The organism is Neobacillus sp. SM06 (genome assembly GCF_050496765.1).
Taxonomy (GTDB): domain Bacteria; phylum Bacillota; class Bacilli; order Bacillales; family Cytobacillaceae; genus JAEVLT01.
Genome location: NZ_JBNWEO010000018.1, coordinates 265,283 through 289,914, shown reverse-complemented (window position 1 = coordinate 289,914; position 24,632 = coordinate 265,283). Strand labels below are relative to the sequence as shown.

The 24,632-nt window shown below is 41.7% G+C and carries 23 protein-coding genes; 8 read left to right on the top strand and 15 right to left on the bottom strand.

Annotation, left to right across the window (positions count from 1 at the left end; all coding sequences use genetic code 11):
- Nucleotides 1-51 precede the first annotated feature (51 nt).
- The 5 genes from ACQYAD_RS16535 to ACQYAD_RS16515 all read right to left on the bottom strand — a co-directional run bounded on the left by ACQYAD_RS16535 (nucleotide 52) and on the right by ACQYAD_RS16515 (nucleotide 7,133).
- The gene (locus ACQYAD_RS16535; protein ID WP_430239838.1) at nucleotides 52-960 is read right to left on the bottom strand and encodes a phosphate ABC transporter substrate-binding protein; all 909 of its coding nucleotides are present in this window, start codon (nucleotides 958-960) and stop codon (nucleotides 52-54) included.
- A 224-nt stretch (nucleotides 961-1,184) separates the two neighbouring features.
- Nucleotides 1,185-3,338, bottom strand: coding sequence for a peptidoglycan D,D-transpeptidase FtsI family protein (locus ACQYAD_RS16530; RefSeq protein ID WP_430239836.1), 2,154 nt, complete (start codon nucleotides 3,336-3,338; stop codon nucleotides 1,185-1,187).
- A 155-nt stretch (nucleotides 3,339-3,493) separates the two neighbouring features.
- Nucleotides 3,494-4,723: an MFS transporter gene (locus tag ACQYAD_RS16525; protein WP_430239835.1), complete on the bottom strand. Its 1,230-nt coding sequence runs from the start codon at nucleotides 4,721-4,723 to the stop codon at nucleotides 3,494-3,496.
- A gap of 115 nt (nucleotides 4,724-4,838) precedes the next feature.
- Nucleotides 4,839-5,447 carry a superoxide dismutase gene (locus ACQYAD_RS16520; protein WP_430239833.1) on the bottom strand — a complete coding sequence of 203 codons (609 nt, stop codon included), beginning with the start codon at nucleotides 5,445-5,447 and terminating at the stop codon, nucleotides 4,839-4,841.
- Between the two features lie 276 nt (nucleotides 5,448-5,723).
- Nucleotides 5,724-7,133, bottom strand: coding sequence for an ISLre2 family transposase (locus ACQYAD_RS16515; RefSeq protein ID WP_430234557.1), 1,410 nt, complete (start codon nucleotides 7,131-7,133; stop codon nucleotides 5,724-5,726).
- Nucleotides 7,134-7,450: 317 nt separating this feature from the next.
- Between ACQYAD_RS16515 and ACQYAD_RS16510 the strand changes: the two genes are divergently transcribed.
- Nucleotides 7,451-8,146: a Crp/Fnr family transcriptional regulator gene (locus ACQYAD_RS16510; RefSeq protein WP_430239831.1), complete on the top strand. Its 696-nt coding sequence runs from the start codon at nucleotides 7,451-7,453 to the stop codon at nucleotides 8,144-8,146.
- A 42-nt stretch (nucleotides 8,147-8,188) separates the two neighbouring features.
- Here the strand turns inward: ACQYAD_RS16510 and ACQYAD_RS16505 are convergent, their stop codons facing one another.
- The gene (locus ACQYAD_RS16505) at nucleotides 8,189-8,671 is read right to left on the bottom strand and encodes a DUF456 domain-containing protein (protein ID WP_430239829.1); all 483 of its coding nucleotides are present in this window, start codon (nucleotides 8,669-8,671) and stop codon (nucleotides 8,189-8,191) included.
- Between the two features lie 143 nt (nucleotides 8,672-8,814).
- Here ACQYAD_RS16505 and ACQYAD_RS16500 point away from each other — a divergent pair, with 143 nt between their 5' ends.
- The 3 genes from ACQYAD_RS16500 (at nucleotide 8,815) to ispG (ending at nucleotide 11,225) form a co-directional block, all read left to right on the top strand.
- Nucleotides 8,815-9,600, top strand: coding sequence for a DUF1189 domain-containing protein (locus ACQYAD_RS16500; protein WP_430239827.1), 786 nt, complete (start codon nucleotides 8,815-8,817; stop codon nucleotides 9,598-9,600).
- 76 nt (nucleotides 9,601-9,676) lie between these two features.
- Nucleotides 9,677-10,003, top strand: a complete 327-nt coding sequence (locus ACQYAD_RS16495) for a hypothetical protein (protein WP_430239826.1) — start codon at nucleotides 9,677-9,679, stop codon at nucleotides 10,001-10,003.
- Nucleotides 10,004-10,121: 118 nt separating this feature from the next.
- On the top strand, nucleotides 10,122-11,225 hold the full coding sequence (gene ispG, locus ACQYAD_RS16490; RefSeq protein WP_430240016.1) for a flavodoxin-dependent (E)-4-hydroxy-3-methylbut-2-enyl-diphosphate synthase: 1,104 nt from the start codon (nucleotides 10,122-10,124) through the stop codon (nucleotides 11,223-11,225).
- Between the two features lie 58 nt (nucleotides 11,226-11,283).
- On the opposite strand, the gene ACQYAD_RS16485 is transcribed toward ispG, so the two are convergent.
- Nucleotides 11,284-11,652: a hypothetical protein gene (locus tag ACQYAD_RS16485; RefSeq protein WP_430239825.1), complete on the bottom strand. Its 369-nt coding sequence runs from the start codon at nucleotides 11,650-11,652 to the stop codon at nucleotides 11,284-11,286.
- A 258-nt stretch (nucleotides 11,653-11,910) separates the two neighbouring features.
- Here ACQYAD_RS16485 and ACQYAD_RS16480 point away from each other — a divergent pair, with 258 nt between their 5' ends.
- On the top strand, nucleotides 11,911-12,474 hold the full coding sequence (locus ACQYAD_RS16480; protein WP_430239823.1) for a 5' nucleotidase, NT5C type: 564 nt from the start codon (nucleotides 11,911-11,913) through the stop codon (nucleotides 12,472-12,474).
- A 90-nt stretch (nucleotides 12,475-12,564) separates the two neighbouring features.
- Here the strand turns inward: ACQYAD_RS16480 and ACQYAD_RS16475 are convergent, their stop codons facing one another.
- Nucleotides 12,565-12,978 carry a Fur family transcriptional regulator gene (locus ACQYAD_RS16475; RefSeq protein WP_430239821.1) on the bottom strand — a complete coding sequence of 138 codons (414 nt, stop codon included), beginning with the start codon at nucleotides 12,976-12,978 and terminating at the stop codon, nucleotides 12,565-12,567.
- Between the two features lie 266 nt (nucleotides 12,979-13,244).
- Here ACQYAD_RS16475 and ACQYAD_RS16470 point away from each other — a divergent pair, with 266 nt between their 5' ends.
- Complete coding sequence (locus ACQYAD_RS16470) at nucleotides 13,245-13,499, top strand: DUF2624 domain-containing protein (RefSeq protein WP_430239820.1); 255 nt, start codon at nucleotides 13,245-13,247, stop codon at nucleotides 13,497-13,499.
- Between the two features lie 1,267 nt (nucleotides 13,500-14,766).
- Here the strand turns inward: ACQYAD_RS16470 and ACQYAD_RS16465 are convergent.
- A complete protein-coding gene (locus ACQYAD_RS16465) occupies nucleotides 14,767-15,660 on the bottom strand; it encodes a deoxyribonuclease IV (protein WP_430239819.1) in 894 nt (297 codons plus the stop codon).
- A gap of 17 nt (nucleotides 15,661-15,677) precedes the next feature.
- A complete protein-coding gene (locus ACQYAD_RS16460) occupies nucleotides 15,678-16,994 on the bottom strand; it encodes a DEAD/DEAH box helicase (RefSeq protein ID WP_430240015.1) in 1,317 nt (438 codons plus the stop codon).
- 270 nt (nucleotides 16,995-17,264) lie between these two features.
- On the opposite strand from ACQYAD_RS16460, the gene vrrA reads away from it, so the two are divergent.
- Nucleotides 17,265-17,822, top strand: coding sequence for a VrrA/YqfQ family protein (gene vrrA / locus ACQYAD_RS16455; RefSeq protein WP_430239818.1), 558 nt, complete (start codon nucleotides 17,265-17,267; stop codon nucleotides 17,820-17,822).
- Nucleotides 17,823-18,021: 199 nt separating this feature from the next.
- Nucleotides 18,022-18,960 carry a 4-hydroxy-3-methylbut-2-enyl diphosphate reductase gene (locus ACQYAD_RS16450; protein ID WP_430239817.1) on the top strand — a complete coding sequence of 313 codons (939 nt, stop codon included), beginning with the start codon at nucleotides 18,022-18,024 and terminating at the stop codon, nucleotides 18,958-18,960.
- Between the two features lie 32 nt (nucleotides 18,961-18,992).
- On the opposite strand, the gene ACQYAD_RS16445 is transcribed toward ACQYAD_RS16450, so the two are convergent.
- From ACQYAD_RS16445 to dnaG, 5 genes are all read right to left on the bottom strand, one after another.
- On the bottom strand, nucleotides 18,993-20,108 hold the full coding sequence (locus ACQYAD_RS16445) for a Nif3-like dinuclear metal center hexameric protein (RefSeq protein ID WP_430239816.1): 1,116 nt from the start codon (nucleotides 20,106-20,108) through the stop codon (nucleotides 18,993-18,995).
- Complete coding sequence (locus ACQYAD_RS16440; protein WP_430239814.1) at nucleotides 20,086-20,814, bottom strand: tRNA (adenine(22)-N(1))-methyltransferase; 729 nt, start codon at nucleotides 20,812-20,814, stop codon at nucleotides 20,086-20,088. Before ACQYAD_RS16440 ends, ACQYAD_RS16445 begins: the two co-directional genes overlap by 23 nt.
- A 171-nt stretch (nucleotides 20,815-20,985) precedes the next feature.
- Nucleotides 20,986-21,354: a cytochrome c550 gene (cccA, locus tag ACQYAD_RS16435; RefSeq protein WP_430239812.1), complete on the bottom strand. Its 369-nt coding sequence runs from the start codon at nucleotides 21,352-21,354 to the stop codon at nucleotides 20,986-20,988.
- Nucleotides 21,355-21,652: 298 nt separating this feature from the next.
- Complete coding sequence (gene rpoD, locus ACQYAD_RS16430; protein ID WP_430239811.1) at nucleotides 21,653-22,786, bottom strand: RNA polymerase sigma factor RpoD; 1,134 nt, start codon at nucleotides 22,784-22,786, stop codon at nucleotides 21,653-21,655.
- A 32-nt stretch (nucleotides 22,787-22,818) separates the two neighbouring features.
- Nucleotides 22,819-24,615: a DNA primase gene (dnaG, locus tag ACQYAD_RS16425; RefSeq protein ID WP_430239809.1), complete on the bottom strand. Its 1,797-nt coding sequence runs from the start codon at nucleotides 24,613-24,615 to the stop codon at nucleotides 22,819-22,821.
- Nucleotides 24,616-24,632 lie beyond the last annotated feature (17 nt).

Below are 24,632 nucleotides of genomic sequence, written 5' to 3'. Positions count from 1 at the left end.
ACGTCATAATAGGGTAAATGCTCTCGAGCATTTACCCCGTTAATCACAAGCTTATTTATTTGTTACTTTTCCAGTTGCATCACGTTCTACTTGCATTTTTGTTACTGGTAAATAACCTTGCTTAGGTAAAATATTCGTTTGTACTTCGTCACTAGTCATGTAGTCAAGGAATGCTTTCTCAAGTTCTGTTGGCTCACCTTTTGTATACATGTGCTCATAAGCCCATACAGGGAATTTACCAGACTGAATGTTTTCAGGAGTTGCTTTAACACCATCGATTGACATTGCTGTTACAGAATCATCAGTGAAGTAAGAAAGCGCAAGGTAACCGATTGCTCCGGGAGTTTCGCTGATAATCTTCTTAACCGTATTTGAAGCATCTTCTGTAATTCCTTCAGCAGGCGTTGCACCGTCAAGAGCAAATTTGTTGAAAACTGCACGAGTACCTGAAGAATCTGGACGGTTTACAAGTGTGATTTTTTGATCTGGTCCGCCAAGCTCTTTCCAGTTTGTAATTTTGCCGGTAAACACTTTAATTAAATCAGCCTTTTTAATATCCTTAATGCCGACTTTCGGGTTAACGGCTGCTGTCATACCAACAACTGCAACTTTATTGTCAACAAGACCTTCAATCTTTTTCTCTTCAGCAAAAACGTCAGAGTTTCCGATTTGAACAGCACCTTGAGCAACCTGTGATAAACCTGTACCAGATCCTCCGCCGTTCACTTGGATGCTGACTTTTGGATTTTTATTCATAAATTGTTCAGCTGCAGCAGATGCAAGTGGCTGTAATGCAGTTGAACCGGAAAGGACAAGTTGGCCAGAAAGTTCCTTTGTTTGTTTTGCAGGTTCGTTTTTTGCCGTATTCTTATCCGTTGAAGTTCCGCCTCCACAAGCAGCTGCAATAACCATAACCGCTGCAATGACCATAAGAAGGCTCAATTTCTTAACACTTTTCATTTCCTTAATTCCCCCTACGTAATGTGGTTGTTTTGTCCTACATCATTAGCATAATGTTTCAGTGTTAACCGAGTTTTAATGAATTGTAAAGCTTTTGTAAATCTGTGTCGATATTTTGTAAATCGGGTTTATTTTTTTAGCAATTGGGCCCTGCTTCATTAGTGTTTGCAAAACTTCGCAAAAAAAATACCTGCCATTTTAGACAGGTTCATTTGAAAGCTGTTTTATTGTCCTTGTGCTGGCTGCGGCTGAACAGCCGGAGTTGCGCTTTGGTTCATTCTGCTTTGCTTCAGATCAAAATAGGCTTTAAAAACCTCATTGGCAATTTCCAAGTTTACATGTGTCTGATCGGTTGTCGACCACGGGACAACAACCGATATCGCGATTTCAGGATCGTCATATGGAGCATAACCAACAAACGTTACATTCCATGTCATTGGATGCACCGGCAGCGGCCCGTCATACAATGCTTGTGCCGTACCTGTTTTTCCCGCAATATTGTATTGCTTATTTGTAATATATCCATATCCAGTACCTTGCGGATCATTGACAACTAGTTTCATTCCATCTTGAACATGCTTAATCCATTCATCCTTCATATCAATCTTGTTTAAAATTTTCGGATCAAACTCCTGAATGACTGGTCCAAGTCCATTTGTTCGGTAATCCGGTTCTCGTATTTCTTTTACGATATGCGGCTGAACACGGTAACCGCCATTTGCAATCGTCGATACATATTGGAGCAGTTGCAGCGGTGTATACGTATCATATTGGCCGATTGCAAAGTCCAAAACTTTACCTGCATCGCCAGGAATTTGACCGGCGCCATATCCGCTCTGCTCTCCCGGTAAGTCGATGCCGGTTTTTACCCCTAAGCCAAATTGCGAAAAATTCGTCCTTAATTTGTTTATTGCCGCAACCTTATCAATTCTTAACGGACCATTTGGGACATATGTCTGTTGGCCGCCAATTTTCATTGCCGTTAAAAACATATAGGTGTTTGAAGATCTCTTTAATGCATATAAATCATTTACCAAACCAAAACCTGTTTTGTTCCAGTCTCTTTTCACAGGTGTCCCTTTAAATTTCAATGGCTGGGTATAGAGAGAATCACCCGGCTTAATCGCACCGGTTTGGTAGCCCGTTAACAAAGTTGCCCCCTTTACAGCTGATCCCATCGAATAGGAAGTGATCATATTTCCAAGGGCAAAATCTTGGATCTCGGTCTGATTTGTTTTTGTATTTTTAACATATTGTACACCTGACATTGCCAGAACTTCTCCGGTTTTAGGATTCATGGCTGATACAAACGCCCGATCCATATACGGCTGGCCTACTTTTGCTTGAGCCAGTTTATCTCGAACAATCTGGTCTACCGCTTTCTGGAAATCAATATCAATTGAAAGTACAAGGTCTTTGCCACTTTCACCATTTTTAACGATTGACGAATCGATCACTTTCCCTGAATTGTCGGTTGTATTTCTGACAATTTCTTTTTGTCCTTGAAGCACATTTTCATACTGCGATTCAAGATAACTTTTTCCGACACGATCATTTCGGCTGTATCCTTGTGCTAATAGTTGGTCAAGCTGGTCTTTTGGCAGTCCCTCTTTGGAACTCGTCACTTTCCCTAAAATGGTGCTTAAGGGACCGTTGCCTTGATTATCTTTATAGATATAATTTCGATCCCAATCCGTTGTTGCGTCGACTCCCGGTAAAGAATCCAAATTTTCACTTACAACCGCATATTCTTTATCCGTCACATCTTTATTTTTGATAATTTGAGGTGTTAAAGCTGTCCCGCTTGCCATTTCGCGGTATATCGCCAATACCTCAAGTTCGGATTTAGAAAAAGAATTTAATTCGGCATCCGTGATTCTTTCCCTTGTTAAATTATAGATTTCTTTGTCATACTCTTTACTGTTTAAACCTTTTTTCTTTAATTTTGCTTCATCCTGTTTTGTTATTTTTGCCTTTGCCTGTTTCGGATGCAGCATCAGCCAATAGTCCTGCCGATCTCTTTTCGTAATTGCTTTAAAATCATCTGCGGAATCTTTGCTGATCAATGCGGCTAATTTTCTCGCAATGCTGAGCATTTCTTTTGGGGTGACGTATTTCGGCCTTGTATACGTAATCGCTTTTAGTGGCTGATTTCCTACGATCAATTTCCCATTTGTGTCCAATATTCGTCCGCGCGGTACAGATGTATTAACAGGTGTGACTTCGTTTTGCTGAATTTCCCGCTTAAAATCATCCCCATAAACAATCTGGACAACGCCCAGTCTTAAAATCAATGCAGAAAACAGAACAAATACAACAAAAAACAAAACATTTAAGCGAAACGGAACAGGAGACTTCTTTTTTTTCTTTTTACTCAACGGACACGCACACTTCCTTTTTGATTCTCACCTAAACAATATTTTATAAGAAATCTCCCATTTTGGCTATGAAGAACCATTACCAATTTTAATCCGTATCAAAAGTCCCAATCAATAGGAAAAGCCCAATTCGACTGAATTGAACTTTCTCGTTTTTATGATGGATTGTTGGCAGATTGGAGGTGAACACGTTTGATAAACCAATAAATCACAGTATGTCCGGCGCCTAAGATGAGAAGAAGAATCGGTATGCTTTTTTGTTCGTTGAACCAGGTGATCGCCATTAAGAAAAGCAAAATTGATACAATCCGTCCGACGTTTAAGAAAATTTCCCTTACGACAATGTATTCAATCCGCATTTCCGCTGCCCTCCAGCCTGTGCCGATCACGTCATATGTCGTTGAAATGTAGGGAACAAGCAAAACTGGGTAGGCAACGGCGATTAGCGCTGCATATAAGATTAACTTTACATAATTCACATCCCAAATAATAAGCAAAATCGCCGCGTATAATAGAAGGCCTCCAATTAAGATGGCTTTTTTCCGCTTATGCTTTTTAATCAGCCGCGCAGCTATATAATAAGCAATAAACGAAATGCCGGAATTAACAAGTCCAAATGTACCGAGCGCCATCTCGCTCCCGGTTGAAATAAAAACAAACACGGATATGACAAAAACAAAGGTTCCTTCGCGAAGACCTTGAAAAAAATGGGCATTCGTAATCAAGCGCCAATTTTCATTGTGTTTTCGCTCCTGCAAAATTCGGGTAAAACAATACTTTCCATTTGCGGGACGCGGTTTTAACGAAAAGCTTAACAAAACAGCAAGGGCGAACAATGCTAATGATAATCCGAATACAACGGTATACCCGGTGAATTTTTCGAGGCGTGTAATAATAACTCCTGCCGCGATCGGACCGATCATTCCGCCAACTGATGAAAGGATTCCTAAGAAACCATTGAAGAAATCCCTTGTTTCCGGCTCGGTAATTTCAAAGGTCAATACATTGTAAGCAAGCCAGTAAAACCCATATCCGATCCCAAGAAAACTTCCCAGCAGCAATAGAAATTTGGATGCGTTCGCCCCAGTAAACAAAACCAAGACGTAAAAAAGAGCCAGGAAAATAACGCCAATTCTTAAAACAATGACCCTGTCGACTTTTTTTGCCCATCTGCCCGCTAAAATAAAGGTCAAAGGCTGAAGGACAACAATTGCTAAATTATAAAAGGCCAAATCCGAAAATTCTCCAGTTTGTTTCCATAAATAAATGTTTACAAAGGTATTGGACAGTGCCACACTCAGTGAATAAAGTCCGCCAATGACGAGCAGCAGCAGCAAATCCTTCGTTAATTCTACATCTCCAAGCAGTTTCAATTTTTTTGCCATAACGACTCCCCTTTTTCATAAGGGTAGTCTTTAACAAGGACCTAAATCTTATGCGATTTATTTAGCAATTCTAAAAAAGAAAAGACAGCCGATTGGCTGCCTTTTCCCTAGATGGTTACTTCGCTGCAGTATAGCGTTTTGCTACTTCATCCCAGTTTACAATATTCCAGAAGGAAGTAATGTATTCAGGACGGCGGTTTTGGTATTTTAAGTAGTAAGCATGTTCCCAAACGTCAAGTCCAAGGACTGGTGTTTTCCCTTCCATTAACGGATTGTCTTGGTTTGGTGTGCTTGTTACTTCCAATTCTCCGTTATTGACGACAAGCCATGCCCAACCTGAACCGAAGCGGGTAGTTGCTGCTTTTGTAAATTCTTCTTTAAAGTTTGCAAAGCTGCCAAATTTATTGTTGATTGCCTCTGCCAATTCACCAGCAGGCTCCCCTCCGCCATTTGGAGATAGAATTTGCCAGAACAATGAGTGGTTTGCATGGCCGCCGCCATTGTTGCGAACTGCGGTACGCGCAGATTCGGGAACGGCATCAAGATTTGAAATCACTTCTTCAACTGATTTAGAAAGAAGCTCTTCGTTCCCTTGCAGTGCATTGTTTAAGTTTGTTACATACGTATTATGGTGTTTCGTGTGGTGAATGTTCATGGTTTCCTTGTCAATGTTCGGTTCTAATGCATCATAAGCATAAGGTAATTGCGGTAATTCAAATGCCATTTTTTCCATCCTCCTATGTAAAATCATTTTTATGAACAGCTTTAGAATCGTTCTGATATTAGAATGGTTCTAATGCCTTCAACAATAAGATTACCAAACTGTGCTAATGGTTTCAAATAAAAAGCATCGAGTGTATGTGTCAAGTTTTTCTCGGTAGTGCTCTGGACACGTGGTTTCTGGCACTCACTTTTTGTACGCTGACTTCCCTACCGCGCTACCGCTTGGTGGCCTGCACATTTTCATAACGTTCTCACGAACCTTATGAAAACATGCAGGTTATAAACTCATACTCTTAACTAATTGCCCCATAGCGGTCGAATGGGGGGCATGTAAGCTGATTCTCCCGTTTTTGGCTCCTATAGATGGCCGGGTAGCCTGGTGAAGAATCTGGGACATTCTCACCGCTTTCTTCACTTCACGCTGCTTTCTAGCGCTTTTATGCTGGTGCTTAAGGTATACCTCTCTCAAGGTTTGATTAAGAATACCTTGTTTAATTTTAACCATTGCCTCAGCCCCCTCATAGCTCCAATGCATCCCTCTCTTTTTCATCCGAAAAGAGACGTGGCGCTGATTCGACTCCATCGCTCCTAGGTTTCTCGCATTCTCTGGCAGATTCTTAACCTTATTTCTCCAATCAAAAATTCGATCCCAATTTCCACCAATATACCAACGGAATGCTTTTAATTTCTCAAGTTGTTTTGAATCCTCAAGCGTGCTTTCGTATGTGTCTAAACACACTGTAAATGCATCCATATCATGATCGTCAATGGCTTTTTTCACCTTGTCTTTCCAGTCGCTTTTTACCCCGAATGTCCGATTTAGTGATTGCGAAATATGGTAAGAGTCCAGTTGATTCCACACCTTATAACGAGATTGTGAAAAGGCTCCTTGGAATTTGTCAGCTGTATAGCCCAGACCTCCGTCACTATTGGTCACTACTTGAGTATTCTCCAAGCTATAGCGGTGAGCCGTAGTGGCCTGTACTTGGCTCCAAAACACATCTGTGCGCTGAGTGGTCATGATAACCTTTGGCTCTCTCAAAGATACACGTTTTCCATTGATATCCCAGCCCTCATATGTAATGGCGTGATGAACCTCTATATTCTTTCTACGCTTTGTACTTCGGACAAATACCCCATCCGCCTCAGCCATTAAAAAATCCACTTTCTTTGCCTCTGGTAAGCTGGCCGCTTCCTCCAAATCCAATACTAATTCTTCATCCGCCTTCGCTTGTGCTCCTCCCACAGACTTAACCATCTTTCCCACTGTTTGATGGCTGATTGTCACAGCGGTCCATTCTTTTAGGGTTCGAGCCACTTCCCTATAGGCGTTTTGACTGGCTAATTCAGCTACCTTAACCTCAACCAGAGGACTATAACGCTGATGTTTTCGCAAACCCAATAATTCATCAAAAGGATAGACTGGATGACCTTCATTATCATGCATTAACGTATGATTAAATCGGATCGTTCCAAAAGTGAACTGAACAGTCTTTGGATCATTTCGTTCGACTTTCCAATCCGCTTTCTGTTTTTCCTTCACAATTGCCTGGTTCATATGATTAAATACTTCCCCTAGGAGTTGAGAAAAAACCTCATACATCAAAAGCTGAAGACGTTCTTCAAGGATTATTAGATTTTCACTTTCCTTTATTAATTTGTATATTTTTGTTATAATTTTTTCCATGAGAAGGCCTCTTTCTAAATGTATTTCGCCTTGGTCAGCGTACATTTATGATAGAGTGCCTTCTCTTTTTTTACCAGCAATTGGTCCCGAGAAATATTTTACACATAGGCATCGAGTTACCTTACATACATTTTCCTCCCTTGCAAATTTTATACCCCTCTGCTATTAAAAATTCATTAAATTGTCATGAATCTCATATCCCTTGTGCTGTCAACGATTTAAGTCATAGTTGCTGTATTTTTTTCCATATGATGTAAAACCTCTATTGACACATTGGATATAATTTCATTTAATCAAACTAAAAGGGTGTGGCGACAATGCAAACGAAAAGCTTTTCTTTATTTGAGGTTCTCGAACAGTTCTTTGCAAGCCATGAGCCAGTTCAGATGGTGCGGGCGGGCACCGTGCTTTTTCAGGAAAAAGAGTCCGTCGAATATATGTATATTTTACTTAATGGCAATGTCTCGATCGGCAGAGTGCATATGCGTGGAAAAGAGCTTATTTTAAAAATTGCGGCGAGCAAGGAAGTAATTATTGAATATCAGGTATTCACACCAAATCCGCGCTATCATTTTTCAGCGAAAGCAATGACGGATTGTCAATTGTTGAAAATAAAAAGAGATAAATTTGAAGAATTTATTAAAAATGATCCCGCCGCCATGGAAGCATTTGCCACCTTCTTGAGCACGAGCTACTTAAAAGCACAAATGAAATGCCAAGATTTAATTATGAACGGAAAAAAAGGCGGACTTTATTCCATCTTAATTCGTCTCTGCCATTCATACGGGATGATCACAGAGGAAGGCATTTTAATCGATGTTCCGTTAACCCATCAGGAATTAGCCAATCTTACATACGGAACGCGCGAAGTGATTCAGCGGACATTGAAAGAACTGCGGGAACAGAATGTCATTTCCTATCATCAGCAAAAATTCACCGTGAAAAATTTAAGCTTTTTAAAACGGGAAGTAGACTGTCAAAATTGTCCATATGAAATTTGCGGATTAAACTAATAGAAGACAAAACAGCCATCAGAACAAGGCTGGCTGTTTTGTTCATAGAGTGACAAAAAGAAAGTACCCAATCATCACGGCTTGAACGATGATTTTAGCCAGGACACTTGTAATAAAGCCAATGACCGAGCCAAATCCTACTTTTAGACTTTCCGGTAAACTTCGTCTATGGACAACCATCTCAGCCAGTGCCGCTCCGATAAACGGCCCGGCAATGATCCCCACAATCGGGATGACAAAGGGTCCTACGAGAATTCCGATGGTGCTTCCCCACATTCCAGCCTTTGTCCCTCCGTATTTTTTCACCCCAATCAAATTGGCGATTGTATCGGCGCCAAACAATAAAACAAAAAAGAAAGCCTCTACCACCCAAAAAAACCAGCCTAAAGCGGAGAAACCAAAAAACAAGCCGTATGCCAAAAATCCGCCGATCAAAAAAAGGGCGCTAGGAAGAATCGGATAAATGAGACCTACAAAAGCCAAGACAAATAAAATTCCAATAATGCCCCAGTATAGTGCGAGCATAAACATACCTCCATTCGTTTTTCTGCTGCCTTCTTTAAATTATGAAAAGCTGGCCTTCACATGTAAAATAGTAGTTGACCAAGGCGTTCCTTATCTTATACCCTAAGTAAAGCGATTAGATGAAATGAAAAAGGATGATTGCCATGAACATTTTTAAACAGTTTTACAAAAGTATTTATTCGCCAAAGGATATTGCACTATTCCGCTTTCAAGGAATTGGAAAAACCATTCTTTACGTTTTTTTGCTTACGCTTCTCTCCATTCTTCCTTCTGTGTATTTTTTAAGCCAGGCGATCAATGCCGGAATCGATTCAGCTAGGGCTGTTTTAAAAGACCAACTGCCCTCGTTTACGATCAATAACGGTCAGCTGCAAGCAGATACCAATGTGCCCATTACCATTGACCAAGGGAATTTTACCATTATTCTTGATCCAACAGGTGCGATCACACCTAAAAAATTGTCAGACACCGATAATTCATTTGCGATCTTAAAAAATGAGTTTGTGTTGATGGCTGGCGGACAAACCGAATCGTATGCCTATTCAATGATCCAGGGCATGCAATTAAACAAACAAGATATACTTGATTTTCTTGATATGGTAAATGGATTAAAGTGGATGATCATTCCCCTCGTTTCCTTGCTCATTTACTTTTTTTCAGCTGCTTCCAATTTTATTGAAGTCAGTATTTTAGCTTTATTCGGTCTTGGATTGAGAAACCTTGCAGGGAGAAAATTAAACTACCGGCAGCTTTGGCGAATGGCCGCCTACAGCGAAACACTACCAACCATGTTCTTTACCATTATGGCCGCTCTTAAAACAAATGTGCCAAGCAGTTTTTTCATCAACTGGTTTGTCGCCATCATGGTTTTATTTTTAGCCATAAAAGAAACACCAACACCAAAAAACACAGAAGAACGGCGGAATTAATTTCCGCGTTTTTTGTTCTAAGCAAAAGTGGACAAGCATAGGATGTAGAAACTTGAATCAACCGGAGGCTTGTCCAATGAAAAAATTTCTTGGTGTTCTGCTATCACTCATCGTCCTATACGCCATCTATTTTGATTTGACAACCGGAACTCTCCCGCAAGCCAGCTCCCAAAAAGCGGATGCGGTTATCCAAACAACAAAACCTAAAACCACGATTCCTTACTTTGAAGCAAAAGTCGAACCAGGTGAAACGGTTTTGACAATCGTAGAACACCAAATCAAGAAACCTCTCCCTGTGTCCATCTCCAAACTGATTCGCGATTTTCAAGCATTAAATACAGGTAAAGATGCAGAAAAGATTCAAATTGGGCAAACGTATCGTTTCCCTGATTATACAAAGTAAAAGAACGCGAGGGAGTCTGTTGTTCTTGTCAAGATGAATACAAGACTGTAAAATAAAGGTCGTATTCTTATTTTTTGATTCGAACCCATTTTAAAGGAGCGAATTCCACGTGAGTGAAATTATACATCGGACAAAGACAAGACCGATCAAGGTTGGCAATTTAACGATCGGCGGCAACAATCAGATCATTATCCAGAGCATGACAACAACGAAAACGCATGATGTGGAAGCAACCGTTGCAGAAATCAAACGCCTTGAGGAAGCAGGCTGCCAGATCGTCCGAGTCGCCTGTCCTGACGAGCGTGCTGCCAATGCCATCGCCGACATTAAAAAGCGAATCAATATTCCGCTAGTCGTCGACATCCATTTTGATTATAAATTAGCCTTAAAAGCGATTGAGGGCGGTGCCGATAAAATTCGTATTAACCCGGGAAATATCGGTAAACGTGAAAAAGTCGAAGCCGTTGTGAAAGCGGCAAAGGAACGAGGAATTCCGATTCGAATCGGCGTAAATGCAGGTTCACTCGAGAAGCGGATTCTTGACAAATATGGCTATCCGACCGCTGATGGAATGGTGGAAAGCGCACTGCACCATATTAAAATTTTGGAGGATCTCGATTTCCATGATATTATCGTCTCGATGAAGGCATCGGACGTCAATTTGGCAATTGAAGCGTACGACAAAGCGGCGAGGGCATTTGACTACCCGCTTCATTTAGGAATCACGGAATCGGGAACACTGTTTGCCGGTACAATTAAAAGTGCTGCAGGTCTTGGTACAATTATTAATAAAGGCATCGGAAATACGCTGCGCGTTTCATTAAGCGCGGATCCTGTACAGGAGGTAAAAGTCGCCAGGGAACTGCTGAAAGTTTTCGGACTTACTTCCAATGCTGCAACCTTGATTTCCTGCCCAACTTGCGGCCGGATCGAAATTGATTTGATCAGCATTGCGAATGAAGTAGAGGAATACATCGAAAAAATTAAAGCACCGATTAAAGTCGCCGTATTAGGCTGTGCAGTGAACGGACCCGGAGAAGCGCGCGAAGCTGATATCGGCATTGCCGGCGCCCGAGGCGAAGGTCTATTGTTCCGAAAAGGGCAAATTGTTCGGAAGGTTCCGGAAGACCAGATGGTGGAAGAATTAAAGAAAGAAATTGACCAGCTTGCTGAAGAATATTTTCAGAAAAAAGCGGCTGAACAAGAAGCAGTGTCAAAATAATAAAACTTAGTGAAACCCGGGATCTCTCCCGGGTTTTTTGCCCCTATTCGTTGAAAAATCAAAAGAACGGCAGGATAAAGATCCCGATAATAATTGAAACAGCACCGATCCCAATTGCCCAGGCACCAAGCCCTTCCGCACCTCCGCGCCGTGCGAAGATGCCGAGAACAATGCCAGCTGCACCAAAAAGGATTGGCCAAACGAATAAAGAAAGAATCGACAGCGCCAAAGCTACATACCCAGCACTTGTCGCTCCCTCTGAACGCCCCCTTAAATCATCATACCCGCGCCTTCTTACCGGCACAGGCGCAGCGATTTCAGCCGCCGTTTCCTCTCGGTAATCAGATGGATCATTCGGTATATCTTCACCAATATAAGCGCTTTTTGTCTTTTCTTTTACATCATCATCTTTTTCAAGGTTGACCATCTTCGATTCCTCACTTTCATTTATAGGAGCATTTTTAGTGTTTACAGACTGCCTATTTTTTAAGATGTTAATGATTGTCATAACAGGATCATGCTTCAAACATCGATACTATTTTCTTTTAGAATCCGGTTTATTTTTGATAAAATAAAGTGAAACTGTGGGGGGGCTTCCATTTCCCCCACTGATTGTTAGGTAAACCAATCAGGCTTTAATTTGCACGAAAAAATTCGGTAGGCTGAAATTGAAGGAGATTTTTAGATGAGGAAGAAATTTGGTATCGACATTGATGGCACGGTTACTAGTCCCGCCTCAATGATCCCATTCATAAACAAGGATTTCGGTTTAGATATTACATTAGACGATATTACGCAATATGATCTCAATCCTCTTGTCAATGTTTCGGAAGCTGAATTTGCAGCTTGGTTTTATAAGAATGAACCGCTGATTTACGCCAAATCGCCACTTGCACAAGGGGCTTCTACCGTTCTTTCCAAATGGCAAAAGGTTCATGACCTCATTTTTATCAGTGCGCGTGGTTCTCATCTTTTGGAAGTCACAAAGAAATGGTTTGACGAACACAATCTGGGCTTTCATCATATTGAATTGATTGGAACCCATGATAAAGTGGAAACAGCGAAGAAGCATAATGTCGCTCTTTTTCTTGAGGATAAGCATGATAATGCCGTGATGATTCACGAAGAATGCCAAATTCCTGTCCTGCTGTTCGATACACCGTACAACCGTGATCCGCTTCCAAATGGGGTTGTTCGAATTTACAATTGGAACGAAGCAGACGAATGGGTAAAAAAATGGCTGGGGTAGAAATGACTAGAAACGCATTATATAGAATATGCAAACCATTAACACTTGCAGAATGGAAAACAAAAAAACAGCTTGCAAAACAAGCTGTTTTTAGTGGGTGCATTCGGGGCATCTCCCGTAAATTTCAAATTTATGGCCAGAGATGTCATATCCCTTTAAATTTTCGCTTAAATCTTCCATCGGGCATGTTTCGATTTCTTTTGTTTTGCCGCAGTCAAGGCAAATAAAATGATGATGGTGCTGATGCCTAGAGCAGGCAAAGCGAAAATGCTTTTCCCCGTTTAATTCCGTCATCTCCAAAATGCCAAGGTCAACAAACAGAGAAAGATTGCGATAAATGGTATCAAAGCTAAGGCCCGGATACCTGTCCTTCAATAATTCGAGCACATCTTTTGCGGTTAAATACTTATTGTTCTCCGCAAACAATTCCAGCATATCTTCCCGCTTTCCAGTATGCTTAAACCCTTTTTCTTTCATGATTTTCAAGGCTATATTTATATCCATATCGTTCACCCCTACTGATTGCCTCTTACCCCTATGTTTCCCTTTTTATATACTAAATTTTTCAATTACCATCTTCGTATTCAGTGCTTTTACCTGTAATTTTAAGAATCATTCCGATTTATATCATGAGTATACATCAATCAATAGGCAAAGTAAAGTTCTCCCGTTGTCTTAAGTTTTTTAGCGGTAGAGCTTTTATCCCATACCCGAAATTTGTTGTCACGTCTTCTTTTCTCCTTCATACATTAAGATGAGGAGTGATGAGAGTGAGTATATTTGAAAACATCATTAATCATAAAATTAGCAATATTACCGCAGCCGAACTGTTAAAATACGCCAGCCAATTTAATATCTCAGTTACCCGGGAGCAGGCAAAAAAAATAGCCGATTATTTGCGGGGAAAGCAAATTAATATTTTTAATCCTTCCGAAAGAGCGATCTTGATCAAAGAAATTGCAAAAGTCGCAGGACCCGAAACAGCTAAAGAAGTGAACAAATTGTTTATCCAGTTTACAAAATGAATAAGAAAAACCGGGCAAAAACCGCCCGGTCCTTTTTAGTTTGGCGGATAAACGGGGTCTGTTGATTTCCGCTCCAGGCACTCGCTTTCCGGGGGGCAGAACGCCTGAGCCTCCTCGTCGCTAACGCTCCTCGAAAATGCATCCGCATTTCCTTCGTGCGATGTTATTTCTAGGAAGCTTATTCAATGTCCTGCGGGGTCTCGCCTGTAACGCTAATCCCCCAGGAGTCGGCGCCTTCCGCTCCAATCAACAGAGTGCCATAAACGAATTATTCCTAGGATTCGAAGCGATCATTTGCTAGAGAACATCAGATCGTTTGTACTCCTTTGCGGAACACTTTTTTCCTTATTCGAATTGCTTTTGGCAATGATGAAATAAGCAATCATCCCTTGTGCTCTCAGTAACATAAGCACTTTGACCAGGCCATCGGGTTCTTACCAGTCTGAGCCTTTATTCCTTGGCTCCAATTTCTCTTTCGATTCTCGTCACTTGATAACTGTAATACCGATAAGGAAGGCGTCAACCGTACTTACAAAGGTTGCGAAGGATTTGCCCCTATTTTTACATATCTTATGTTGGTCAAGTACTGCTAAAGGCTGAGGAGGTTCCGTTGAAAAAAAGTGTTTCACAGAAGAAGTAAGACCGTTTTACAAAATGGTGAAGCATGCAAGATTGAAATCGTTGAAGTTGAAAAACATAGACCTCATTTAAGACATTCACGCAAGTATATCTCACATTTTTAACCTAAACCATGCATGTGAATAGCCTGAAAAGACCTGATACATGCCTATTTGGCAATCCAAAAAATTTAGTATCGTAGAAATTTGACAAAGAATCGCTATCATTTTACTTATGGTTGATTCCGGCTCACTTTTTGGATTGGAGCGGAAGGCGGCGAAGACTCCTCGAAAATGCTATCGCATTTCCTTCGTGCGGTGATGATTCAAGAAGCTTATTCAATGTCCTGCGGGAGTACGGGGCAGGGGAGACCCCGCAGGCGCCAAAAGCGCTGAGGAGGCTCCCCGGCACGCCCGCGGAAAGCGAAGCCGCATGGAGCGGAAATCAAACAGTCAACCATGAAACACCCTACTAATGGAATAAATTCCTTGGATGTTCCTTTTCATGTCACAGATTCATGATTTTGGTCAAAAAGATTCGTTTCAGAATATTGGAATACATGTCTTACTCTTCAGGCAATCGTTAAAAAGGGGCAACATATAAATTCTGATATTAGAACAAAGCCCGGTATGCTTCACCGGGCTTTTCACTATGATTGCATAATTAAATCGATGAGATCTTCTTGAAACTTCTGCTCGCGAAGCATGGCAATCTCAAACTTATACGGAGCCTTTTTATTGTTTTTGTCTTCCCCAACAAAAGGGGTTTCCAAAATTTTCGGTATATCCTCAAGCTGGGGATGATGGACAATCCGGTTTAAAGCAGTAAAGCCGATATGACCAAAACCTATGTTTTCGTGGCGGTCTTTTCGCATGCCAATCGAATTCTTACTGTCATTAATATGCAAAACTTTAAGCCGCTCAAGACCGATGATTTTATCAAATTCATTTAAAACACCATCAAAATCTTCGACAATGTTATAACCTGCATCATGGGTATGGCAAGTATCGAAGCAAACGGAGAGCCGGTCGTTGTAATGAACTCCATCGATAATCATCGCCAGCTCGTCAAACGATTTGCCAACTTCCGATCCTTTTCCGGCCATTGTTTCAAGGGCAATCTGCACGTTTTCTTTCCCTGTTAAAACTTCATTTAAACCTTCAACAATTTTTTTGATGCCGGCCTCTGTTCCGGCGCCAACATGCGCTCCCGGATGGAGGACGATTTGCTTTGCCCCGAGCGCTTCCGTTCGTTCCATTTCAGTGCGCAAAAAGGATACTCCCAATTCAAAAGTAGCCGGATTCGACGTATTGCCGATATTAATAATATAGGGAGCATGGACGACAATTTCAGTGATTCCATTCTCCTCCATATGCCGTTTCCCCGCTTCGATATTCAACTCCTCAATTTTCTTTCTTCTCGTGTTTTGCGGCGCTCCCGTGTAAATCATAAATGTGTTGGCCCCATAGGATATTGCTTCCTCACTGGCCGCAAGCAGCATTTTTTTGCCGCTCATGGACACATGTGAACCAATTTTCAACATTATCTTTCCTCCCCTATTTACTTCTTTTTGCTTTTTAATCTTCTTTGCCTTTTGCGGATTTGTTCCATTTCCGACTGCATTTTCTTTTTGTATCCCGGTTTTACTTTTTCCGGCTTGCGAACAATCGCTTTGGCATGCTGATCGGTTTCTTCTGAATGTCTTTTCCGCGCTTTCCGCTTATTGCGTTCGCCCAGTTCAATCAATTCTTCTTTTTTCAAATCAACATGGGTAAACTGTATTCCCATTTTTTCAAGGCGATTAAGTGCATCTTCATCAGATAAATCATAGATGGTTAATGCCGTTCCGGAAAAACCGGCTCTGGCTGTTCTGCCAACGCGATGAATATAAAAATCAAGATCCGTCGGCAATTCATAGTTGATGACATGGCTGACGCCTTCAATATCGATTCCCCTTGCGGCAAGATCTGTTGCCACAATGTATTGAAATTCCAAATCCTGGATTTGCTTCATCATTTTTTTCCGTTCCCGCGGTGTTAAATCTCCGTGAACCCGGCCGACTTTCAATCCTCTTGCCGTTAAATCAGCTGCCACTTCTTCTGCCATTTTTTTCGTGTTCGTGAAAACAATCGCCAAATAAGGATTAAAATACAGAAGAACATCGTACACAAGTTCTTTTTTGTTGCGGTGCCTTGAAGGTAAAAGATAATGTTGCAAATTTTCTGCGGCAGCCTGCTGTGCATGTATCCGGATGTATTTCGGATTTTCCATATACTTTTTTAGAAAAGGCTTTAGCTTTTCCGGAATCGTCGCTGAAAAGACGAGCATTTGCAAGTTTTCCGGCAGTTTTGCTGCAATTTGGTCCACATCAAAAATAAAACCCATATCAAGCATCATATCCGCTTCATCGACAACAAGAACAGAAGCCGTGTGAACCAGCAACGCTTTTTCATTCATCAAATCTTTGATTCTTCCCGGCGTGCCTACGACAATATGCGGCTGTACCTTTAATTTTTCAATCGTTCTTTGTTTATCGGTACCGCCAATATAACATTTTGCTTGAATCCTTTCATCGGCTGGGCAAAAAGCGGTTATCTTTAAAATTTGCTGGTAAATTTGCGTTGCCAGTTCCCTTGTTGGTGCAGTAATAACCGCCTGTACTTCCTGACGCTTCGGATCGATTTTATCAAGAATCGGCAGGATGTAGGCATGGGTTTTTCCTGTGCCTGTTTGGGACTGGCCGATTGCACTTTCTCTTTTCGAAATATGCGGGATTATTTTTTCTTGTATTTCGGTTGGTTTATAAAATCCAAGTTTTTCTAACGCCTCTAAAATAAAGGCTTGAAACGAATATTTTTCAAAATGGTTAACAGTCATATACTTCTCCTTATCCACTCTCTTGTCCATCCTGTTATTATAGTAAAGTTTTAAGCAAATCTCCACTATTTCATTATCAGCTTTTCCTTCTCCTGATTTTTAAATCAGCAATTTTCTCACTCGCTAGGATGGCAACCTAAACAAAAATAAAAAAAATGCATAGTTTAAAGTAGGAAGATGTCAGCGAAAGGAGGGATGAAAATGCAGCCAAGAATGCCTATATCGCCAAAAATGCCTCAAGGACCCTTCCAAAGAGGGGGGCTAATGGGGATGAATCGCATGGCACCTCCAAACCCTCTTTTCCGTGGAGCTCAACAAATGAATAGAGGCGGGGGATTATTGTCCCAGCTCTTTGGGAGAGGAACAGGAGCCCGTGGAATGGGGATGAACGGATTAGCAGGTATGCAAAATGCAGGAAGAGCAGCTACCGGCGGCGGGTCACTTCTGCAAAACTTAACAAACCCTGCTGGGATCTCCGGATTCCTTAACAATACCCAGCAAGTTATCAAAACAGCGCAAACAATTGGCCCGATGATCCAGCAATACGGCCCGATTGTAAAAAATCTCCCCGCCATGTGGAAACTTTACCGCGGGTTAAAAAGCGCGACAGCTGATACTGACACAAAAGCGACCGAAACAACCGAAAAAAACGAAAATCAGGAAGAAAGCAGTGATAATAAAGCTGCCTCTTCAGCAAAAAAGAAACCAATATCAAAAAAAGGGCAGGGCAGCCAGTCCGGAATGGCCAGAAAAAAATCGCCATCTACTCACACAAAAATGTCAACGAATCGGGAAAAAGGTGCCTCTATTCCAAAACTTTATATTTGAGTCATCTTAAATCTAAGGAGGATGCTGGAAACAGCATTCTTTTCGTTTGAATTTTTGTTGAAGTACATTGGATCGCTCACGTTCCGATTGTTTCGAGTGTAAAGAGCTGCATGTAGCACTGCTTTGTATTCCTCCTATAATTCTTATATAATAAAAAAGGTAGATTATTAGCCAATGTCTTTAACAGGAGGACAAGTTGATGAAAGTGATTAAAATTTCCCCGCGCGGCTATTGCTATGGCGTTGTCGATGCCATGGTCATTGCCCGAAACGCGGCTTTAGATAAATCTTTGCCCCGTCCAATCTACATTTTGGGTATGATTGTTCACAATAAACATGTGACCGATGCGTTTGCCGAAGAGGGCATTATTACGCTTGATGGAAACAACCGTAAAGAGATTTTAGAAAAAGTGAATTCGGGCACCGTTATTTTTACCGCTCACGGCATTTCACCGGAAGTACGGGAGCTTGCGCGCACAAAGGGCCTAGTTACGATTGATGCAACATGCCCGGACGTCACCAAAACCCATGAATTGATCCGGCAAAAGGAAAAAGAAGGCTATGAAATCATCTATATTGGCAAAAAGGGTCACCCCGAACCAGAAGGGGCTGTCGGTGTAGCTCCAGCAGTTGTTCATTTGGTTTCCTCTGCAAGTGATGTCGATGCCCTGGCATTCGAAAACGAAAAAATCATCGTTACCAATCAGACAACCATGAGCCAGTGGGACGTTGCCGATATCATGAAAAGAGTGCAGGAAAAATACCCGCAAGCAGAGGCGTACAATGAGATTTGCCTGGCAACACAAATCCGCCAGGAAGCCGTGGCTGAGCAGGCAAAAGACGCCGATGTCTTAATTGTTGTCGGCGATCCGAAAAGCAATAACTCCAACCGCCTTGCCCAAGTGTCCGAAGAAATTGCCGGTACAAAGGCATACAGGATTGCCGATATTACCGAGCTAAACCTTGATTGGATAAAAAATGCACAAGCAGTTGCTGTTACTGCGGGAGCCTCGACCCCAACTCCGATTACAAAAGAGGTCATCAGCTTCCTTGAACAATACGATCCGAAAAACGAGGAAACATGGGAACGGCAGAAAAAGGTACCATTAAATAAAATTTTACCAAAAGTTAAAAACTGATCTAAAAAAGAACCAGAATCTCTGGTTCTTTTTTAGGTAAATTGAAACGGGTCTGTATTCGGTTCAGATGGGAAAATTTCCACTTCATATCCGGCTTCTATACACATTTTAGCCAAGACATTGGCGACACCTTTTTTCATAACCTTCTCGACATTATGACCAGGGTCAATCATATGAAGACCCAGCATCATCGCATCATGTGCTGTATGATAGTAAATATCGCCAGTCACGTAGACATCTGCCCCTTTAAATTTCGCTTGGCTGTAATATTTATTGCCATCACCGCCGAGAACAGCAACTTTACGTATTTTCGCCGTTAAATTGCCGACTACTCGGATCTGCTCCACCTCTAACGCTGTTTTCACTCGTTCGGCGAACTCACCGAGCGTCATTTCTTCAACTGTTCCAATTCTGCCCAGTCCTAAAAGAGCACCTTTCTGTTCGAGAGGATAAACATCATAGGCAACTTCCTCATATGGGTGGGATTTCAGCATGGCGGTAATCGCTTTTTTCAACAACGGTTCCGGAACAATTGTTTCAATGCGAACTTCAGCGACTGTTTCCAGATTTCCGGTCTTTCCGATATAAGGATTTGTCCCTTCCTCCGGTAAAAACCGACCGTTTCCCTCTGTTGAAAAAGAACAATGGCTATAATTCCCGATAAATCCGGCCCCGGTATTTCCGAGCGCTTGCCGCACTTGTTCGGCATGGGAATTCGGCACAAAAACAACCAGCTTTTTCAGCGCTGTTTCATAGGTAGGCACCAGCACCTCCGCATTTTGAATCCCCAATGCTTCAGCGAGCAGATCATTAACTCCTCCTTCGGCGACATCAAGATTCGTATGCGCGGCATAAACGGCAATATCATGCTTGATTAATTTTTCAATGATTCTTCCCTGTGCTGTCTCTGTTGCAAGCTTTTGCAGTGGACGGTAAATCGGCGGATGGTGGGCAATGATGAGTTGAACCTGCTTCTCAATCGCTTCATCCACCACTTCTTCAATGACATCGAGGGCAATCATAACCCGTTCAACCTTTTGATTCAACCGGCCGATTTGCAGGCCAATTTTGTCTCCCTCCATTGCCAGACCTTTAGGGGAGAACTGTTCGAATAGCTGGATGATCTCATGACCATTTACTTTCTTCATCCTTCAACGCCTCCTCAACCCAGTTAATTTTTTTTACCAGCTCCTGCTTTTTTTCAGCAGATTTTACTGTTTGCGATGCCTGTTCAAGGCGGCTATAAATCTTTTTCCAATTCTTTAGCTCTGTACTCCATTTTTGTGTAAAAACTTCCGGTTTCTTTCGCAGCAAAATCGGTCCTAAAAAAAGTTCTGCCTCTAGATTTTTTCCGTACAGCCTATACGGCTCACCTTTTTCAGCAACCAGTATTTCGTAAATTTTTCCGTCTTCTTTTATGATTTCTTCATCAATCAGTTCCCAACCTTGCTCCGCCAGCCACTTTCGGATCGAAACAGCGGCAATATTCGGCTGCAATACAAGCCTCTTTACAGCCTTGAGTTTTTCTTTTCCTCTTGACAAAATTGCGGTGATTAAGGGACCTCCCATACCAGCAATTGTTATGCAATCCACTTCCCCTTCCTCAATTACATCTAACCCGTCTCCCAAGCGGACGGAGATCACATCCGCCAATCTTTCGTTTTCCACCTGTCTCTTTGCTGATTGAAAAGGTCCGTCAACCACTTCTCCGGCAACAGCAAACGGAATGACCCCTTTTTTAACCAGATAGCATGGCAAATAAGCGTGATCGGATCCAATATCAGCTAATTTTGACCCCTTAGGGACAAATTGGGCAACTTTATGAAGACGGTCTGACAATTTTTCTGTATTCAAAAACTTCCACCACTCAATTCTCATTCAATATAGGCACCATTCTAGTATAGAAAAAGTCCCTTGCATATGCAAAGGACCTTTTTAAACAATGGATTTTTTCTTTCGCAATAGATTTCCGATCACCAATTCCGTAAGAAAATCAACCATTTGTATTTTTCATATCCTAAATCGTTATTTAATCTTTGACACCCATTCAGCCATTGCATCCGCTTTGTCTGCCGACACAAGATTCGGTGGCATGTTCCCTTTTCCTTTTGTGATGATTGTCTTAATTTCATCTTTTGACAATTTTGTTCCAATTCCTTTTAATGATGGACCCACTACCCCTTGATATTGATCCCCATGGCAGGTGATACAAGTGTTCTTGTAAATGTCTTCCGGCTTGCTGGCAGAAACCGTCTCTGTCTTTGCATTCCCGCCGCTTCCCTTTTCCTTTGCGGCGCTTTTGGCATCGCTGTTGCCTTTAAAAGACAGCCCAAACATTAAAGCGATTCCAAAAACCATGATGACAACGAAAGGTACAATTGGATTTCGATTCATACCCTCACCCTCCCCTTGTAAGAAGTCTTCCTTACTAACCTTACAACAAGTACTATTTTACTTGAAAAAATTGAGAAGGGAAAGACTTTACGAAACAATCGTACAGTTAATTTTGAAAATTTAAAAAATGGGGCTATTTTAGTAGCTCCTCCAACTAAATTTCGTTCATTTTCATACGAAGTTCATTTGCAAAATAAATGACAATTCAGTAAAATAACTAATAAGGTAAGCGCATTCGAACTAAACAAAAGAATAGTCCACTTCCCTCCAAGAGAAGCAAACTATTCTTTCTCCCTTTCTATTCCAAGAAATCCTTGAGGCGTTTGCTGCGGCTTGGATGCCTTAGCTTTCTTAACGCTTTGGCTTCGATTTGGCGAATGCGTTCACGGGTCACGCCAAATACCTTTCCGACCTCTTCTAGGGTGCGTGTACGGCCGTCATCAAGTCCAAAGCGAAGACGGAGTACATTTTCTTCCCGATCTGTTAAGGTATCAAGCACATCTTCGAGCTGTTCTTTTAAAAGCTCATATGCAGCATGTTCGGATGGAGATGTAGCATCCTGATCCTCAATAAAGTCGCCAAGATGGGAATCGTCTTCTTCACCAATCGGCGTTTCCAATGAAACAGGCTCTTGGGCAATTTTTAAAATTTCCCTTACTTTATCAGGAGTCAGGTCCATATCTTCCGCGATTTCTTCCGGTGATGGCTCACGCCCTAAATCCTGAAGCAGCTGCCGCTGAACGCGGATCAACTTGTTGATCGTCTCGACCATGTGAACCGGAATGCGGATCGTTCTTGCCTGGTCTGCTATCGCTCTGGTGATCGCCTGGCGGATCCACCATGTTGCATACGTACTAAATTTATACCCTTTGTTATAGTCGAATTTCTCAACTGCTTTGATCAGACCCATGTTTCCTTCTTGGATTAGATCAAGAAACAGCATACCACGGCCTACATAGCGTTTGGCGATGCTGACTACGAGACGAAGGTTTGCTTCGGCAAGGCGCCGCTTTGCTTCTTCATCTCCTTTTTCAATTCGTTTCGCCAGTTCAATTTCCTCGGAAGCAGATAATAAATCAACGCGGCCGATTTCCTTTAAGTACATCCGAACCGGATCATTGATTTTTACACCTGGAGGAACACTGAGGTCGTTTAAATCAAATTCATCCTCGTCTTCTTTTTCTAAATCGTGGATGTCCGGATCTTCTTCATCTTCACCGGCAGTTCCGACAAGCTCAATTCCCTGCTCACCAAGGGTTTCGTAAAACTCATCCATATGCTCAGAATCAAGCTCAAAATTTGCCATTCTCTCGGCAATATCATCATAGGCTAGGACGCCGGTTTTTTTGCCCAGTTCTGTTAACTGGTGTTTGACTTGTTCAAGGGTTAGTTCATTTTCAACCTCTTTTGAACGGGCTGACTTTTCAGTCATATGTCCCCCTCCTTCCAAAAATCCAAAAACATCTATAACATTTTACGCAATTGAATGATTTCCATCGCAATTGCGGCAGCCTTCTTATAATCGCTTTGGCGCTCGGCTTCCTTTTCTTCTGCCTCTTTTTCCTTTATCTTTAACCAAATTGAATGATTCAACACCTGTTTAAGATAATCAGACAGCTCTTGATCTGTCAGTTCATCATTGAGTGACATCATTTCGATGTCTGCGACAATTCTTCGGAGTTTCGCATCTTGAATATAATTTAAAAATTCACTGGATGCAGGATCTGGATGTTCTTCATAAAATCCAAAAAGGTACGTAATAATTGCTTGGTGTTCATCTATATTAAATGTTTTGCCTTGCAATAACTCCTGAACCTTAAACGCGACATCGCGGTTTTTCAGCATATGGTTAATTAAGCGCCGTTCAGCCGTATGATAGGCTGGTTTCAACTCAGTAACTTGCTTTAGCTTTAAAGAGGGACTCGGCTTTGTTTTTCCTTGTTTTTTATTCGCAAAAAAGATTTGTTTTTGCTGATCCTTTAAAGCTTCCAGAGAAAGCGAAAATTCGGCAGCAAGCTGTCTTAAATAATGGTCTCTTTCAACAGCTTTCGGCAGCATGCTGATCTCCTGCAGTACTTCTTCGATGTAGGCAAGCCGTTCTCCTTCTATCTGCAGATTTTTTCCTCTACGGTAATAAAGGAATTTAAACGACATCCATGTTAAACTTGCGCCAATCACTTCTTTTTGGAATTTCTCGGATCCGAATTTTTTTATAAATTCATCTGGATCCAATCCATCTGGCATCAGTGCTACTTTAATGCTGCATTCTGCCTCAGTAAGCATTTTTCCTGCCCTGAACGCGGCCTCGATCCCGGCATTATCAGAATCATAGCAAATCGTGACTGCTTGAGCGTTTTGCCGAATAAGGGAAACATGCTCGCCTGTTAAAGACGTTCCCATTGTCGCAACACCGTTTTCTACACCGGCTCGATCAGCAGCTATACAATCGGCAAATCCTTCAAACAAAACGGCAGTTTGCATTTTGCGTATATGCGGTTTGGCTAAATGAAAATTATATAAAATTTTACTTTTATTGAAGATTGCAGTCTCAGGGCTATTTAAATATTTAGGCTCATCTGCCCCTAATGCTCTTCCCGAGAAAGCAATCGTTTTTCCGTTTCGGTCATCAATCGGAAACATAATCCGATTGCGAAATCGATCAAAATACGATCCATCCCTTTCACGTTTGATAATCAGCCCGGCTTTTTCGATTACTTCAATACGAAAGCCTTTTTTTATCAAAAATTTGTAAACAAAGTCCCAAGAATCAAGCGAATAACCTATTTGGAATTTATCGATGGATTCCCGTGTAAAGCCTCTGTTTAGCAAGTATTCCAATGCTGGCTGACCCTCTTTTGTATTTATCAGCAAATGATGGTAAAATTTTCGTAACAGCTCATGTGCATCATACAGATCTTGAAGGTCTTTTGGCAGCTTTCTTTCTTTTACGGAAGCATCCATGCGAAGCTGAAGCTCGATGTTCGCTTTTCCGGCAAGTTTGACGGCAGCTTCTTGGAAGGAAATTCCTTCGAGCTCCATCAAAAAGGTAAACACGTTACCGCCAGCGCCACAGCCAAAACAGTGAAAGATTTGTTTATCGGCTGATACGGAAAAAGATGGTGTGTTTTCTCCATGGAAAGGACATAGTCCGAAGTAGTTTCGTCCTTGTTTTTTCAACTGGACATACTCACTGATGACCTCGACGATATCAACGGATTGACGAATTTGATTGATTTTCTCTTCGGCAATGCGGTCTACCATGAAAACAACTCCATTTA

What these genes read in the sequence shown, in the direction of transcription:
- dnaG (WP_430239809.1), bottom strand. Translation starts at nt 24,615, where the DNA reads ATGGTAGACCGCATTGCCGAAGAGAAAATCAATCAAATTCGTCAATCC.
- ACQYAD_RS16510 (WP_430239831.1), top strand. Translation starts at nt 7,451, where the DNA reads ATGCAAACGAAAAGCTTTTCTTTATTTGAGGTTCTCGAACAGTTCTTT.
- vrrA (WP_430239818.1), top strand. Translation starts at nt 17,265, where the DNA reads ATGAATCGCATGGCACCTCCAAACCCTCTTTTCCGTGGAGCTCAACAA.
- ACQYAD_RS16495 (WP_430239826.1), top strand. Translation starts at nt 9,677, where the DNA reads ATGAAAAAATTTCTTGGTGTTCTGCTATCACTCATCGTCCTATACGCC.
- ACQYAD_RS16535 (WP_430239838.1), bottom strand. Translation starts at nt 960, where the DNA reads ATGAAAAGTGTTAAGAAATTGAGCCTTCTTATGGTCATTGCAGCGGTT.
- ACQYAD_RS16460 (WP_430240015.1), bottom strand. Translation starts at nt 16,994, where the DNA reads ATGACTGTTAACCATTTTGAAAAATATTCGTTTCAAGCCTTTATTTTA.
- rpoD (WP_430239811.1), bottom strand. Translation starts at nt 22,786, where the DNA reads ATGACTGAAAAGTCAGCCCGTTCAAAAGAGGTTGAAAATGAACTAACC.
- ACQYAD_RS16450 (WP_430239817.1), top strand. Translation starts at nt 18,022, where the DNA reads ATGAAAGTGATTAAAATTTCCCCGCGCGGCTATTGCTATGGCGTTGTC.
- ACQYAD_RS16520 (WP_430239833.1), bottom strand. Translation starts at nt 5,447, where the DNA reads ATGGCATTTGAATTACCGCAATTACCTTATGCTTATGATGCATTAGAA.
- ACQYAD_RS16445 (WP_430239816.1), bottom strand. Translation starts at nt 20,108, where the DNA reads ATGAAGAAAGTAAATGGTCATGAGATCATCCAGCTATTCGAACAGTTC.
- ACQYAD_RS16505 (WP_430239829.1), bottom strand. Translation starts at nt 8,671, where the DNA reads ATGCTCGCACTATACTGGGGCATTATTGGAATTTTATTTGTCTTGGCT.
- cccA (WP_430239812.1), bottom strand. Translation starts at nt 21,354, where the DNA reads ATGAATCGAAATCCAATTGTACCTTTCGTTGTCATCATGGTTTTTGGA.
- ACQYAD_RS16515 (WP_430234557.1), bottom strand. Translation starts at nt 7,133, where the DNA reads ATGGAAAAAATTATAACAAAAATATACAAATTAATAAAGGAAAGTGAA.
- ACQYAD_RS16465 (WP_430239819.1), bottom strand. Translation starts at nt 15,660, where the DNA reads ATGTTGAAAATTGGTTCACATGTGTCCATGAGCGGCAAAAAAATGCTG.
- ACQYAD_RS16475 (WP_430239821.1), bottom strand. Translation starts at nt 12,978, where the DNA reads ATGGATATAAATATAGCCTTGAAAATCATGAAAGAAAAAGGGTTTAAG.
- ACQYAD_RS16525 (WP_430239835.1), bottom strand. Translation starts at nt 4,723, where the DNA reads ATGGCAAAAAAATTGAAACTGCTTGGAGATGTAGAATTAACGAAGGAT.
- ACQYAD_RS16480 (WP_430239823.1), top strand. Translation starts at nt 11,911, where the DNA reads ATGAGGAAGAAATTTGGTATCGACATTGATGGCACGGTTACTAGTCCC.
- ACQYAD_RS16500 (WP_430239827.1), top strand. Translation starts at nt 8,815, where the DNA reads ATGAACATTTTTAAACAGTTTTACAAAAGTATTTATTCGCCAAAGGAT.
- ACQYAD_RS16485 (WP_430239825.1), bottom strand. Translation starts at nt 11,652, where the DNA reads ATGGTCAACCTTGAAAAAGATGATGATGTAAAAGAAAAGACAAAAAGC.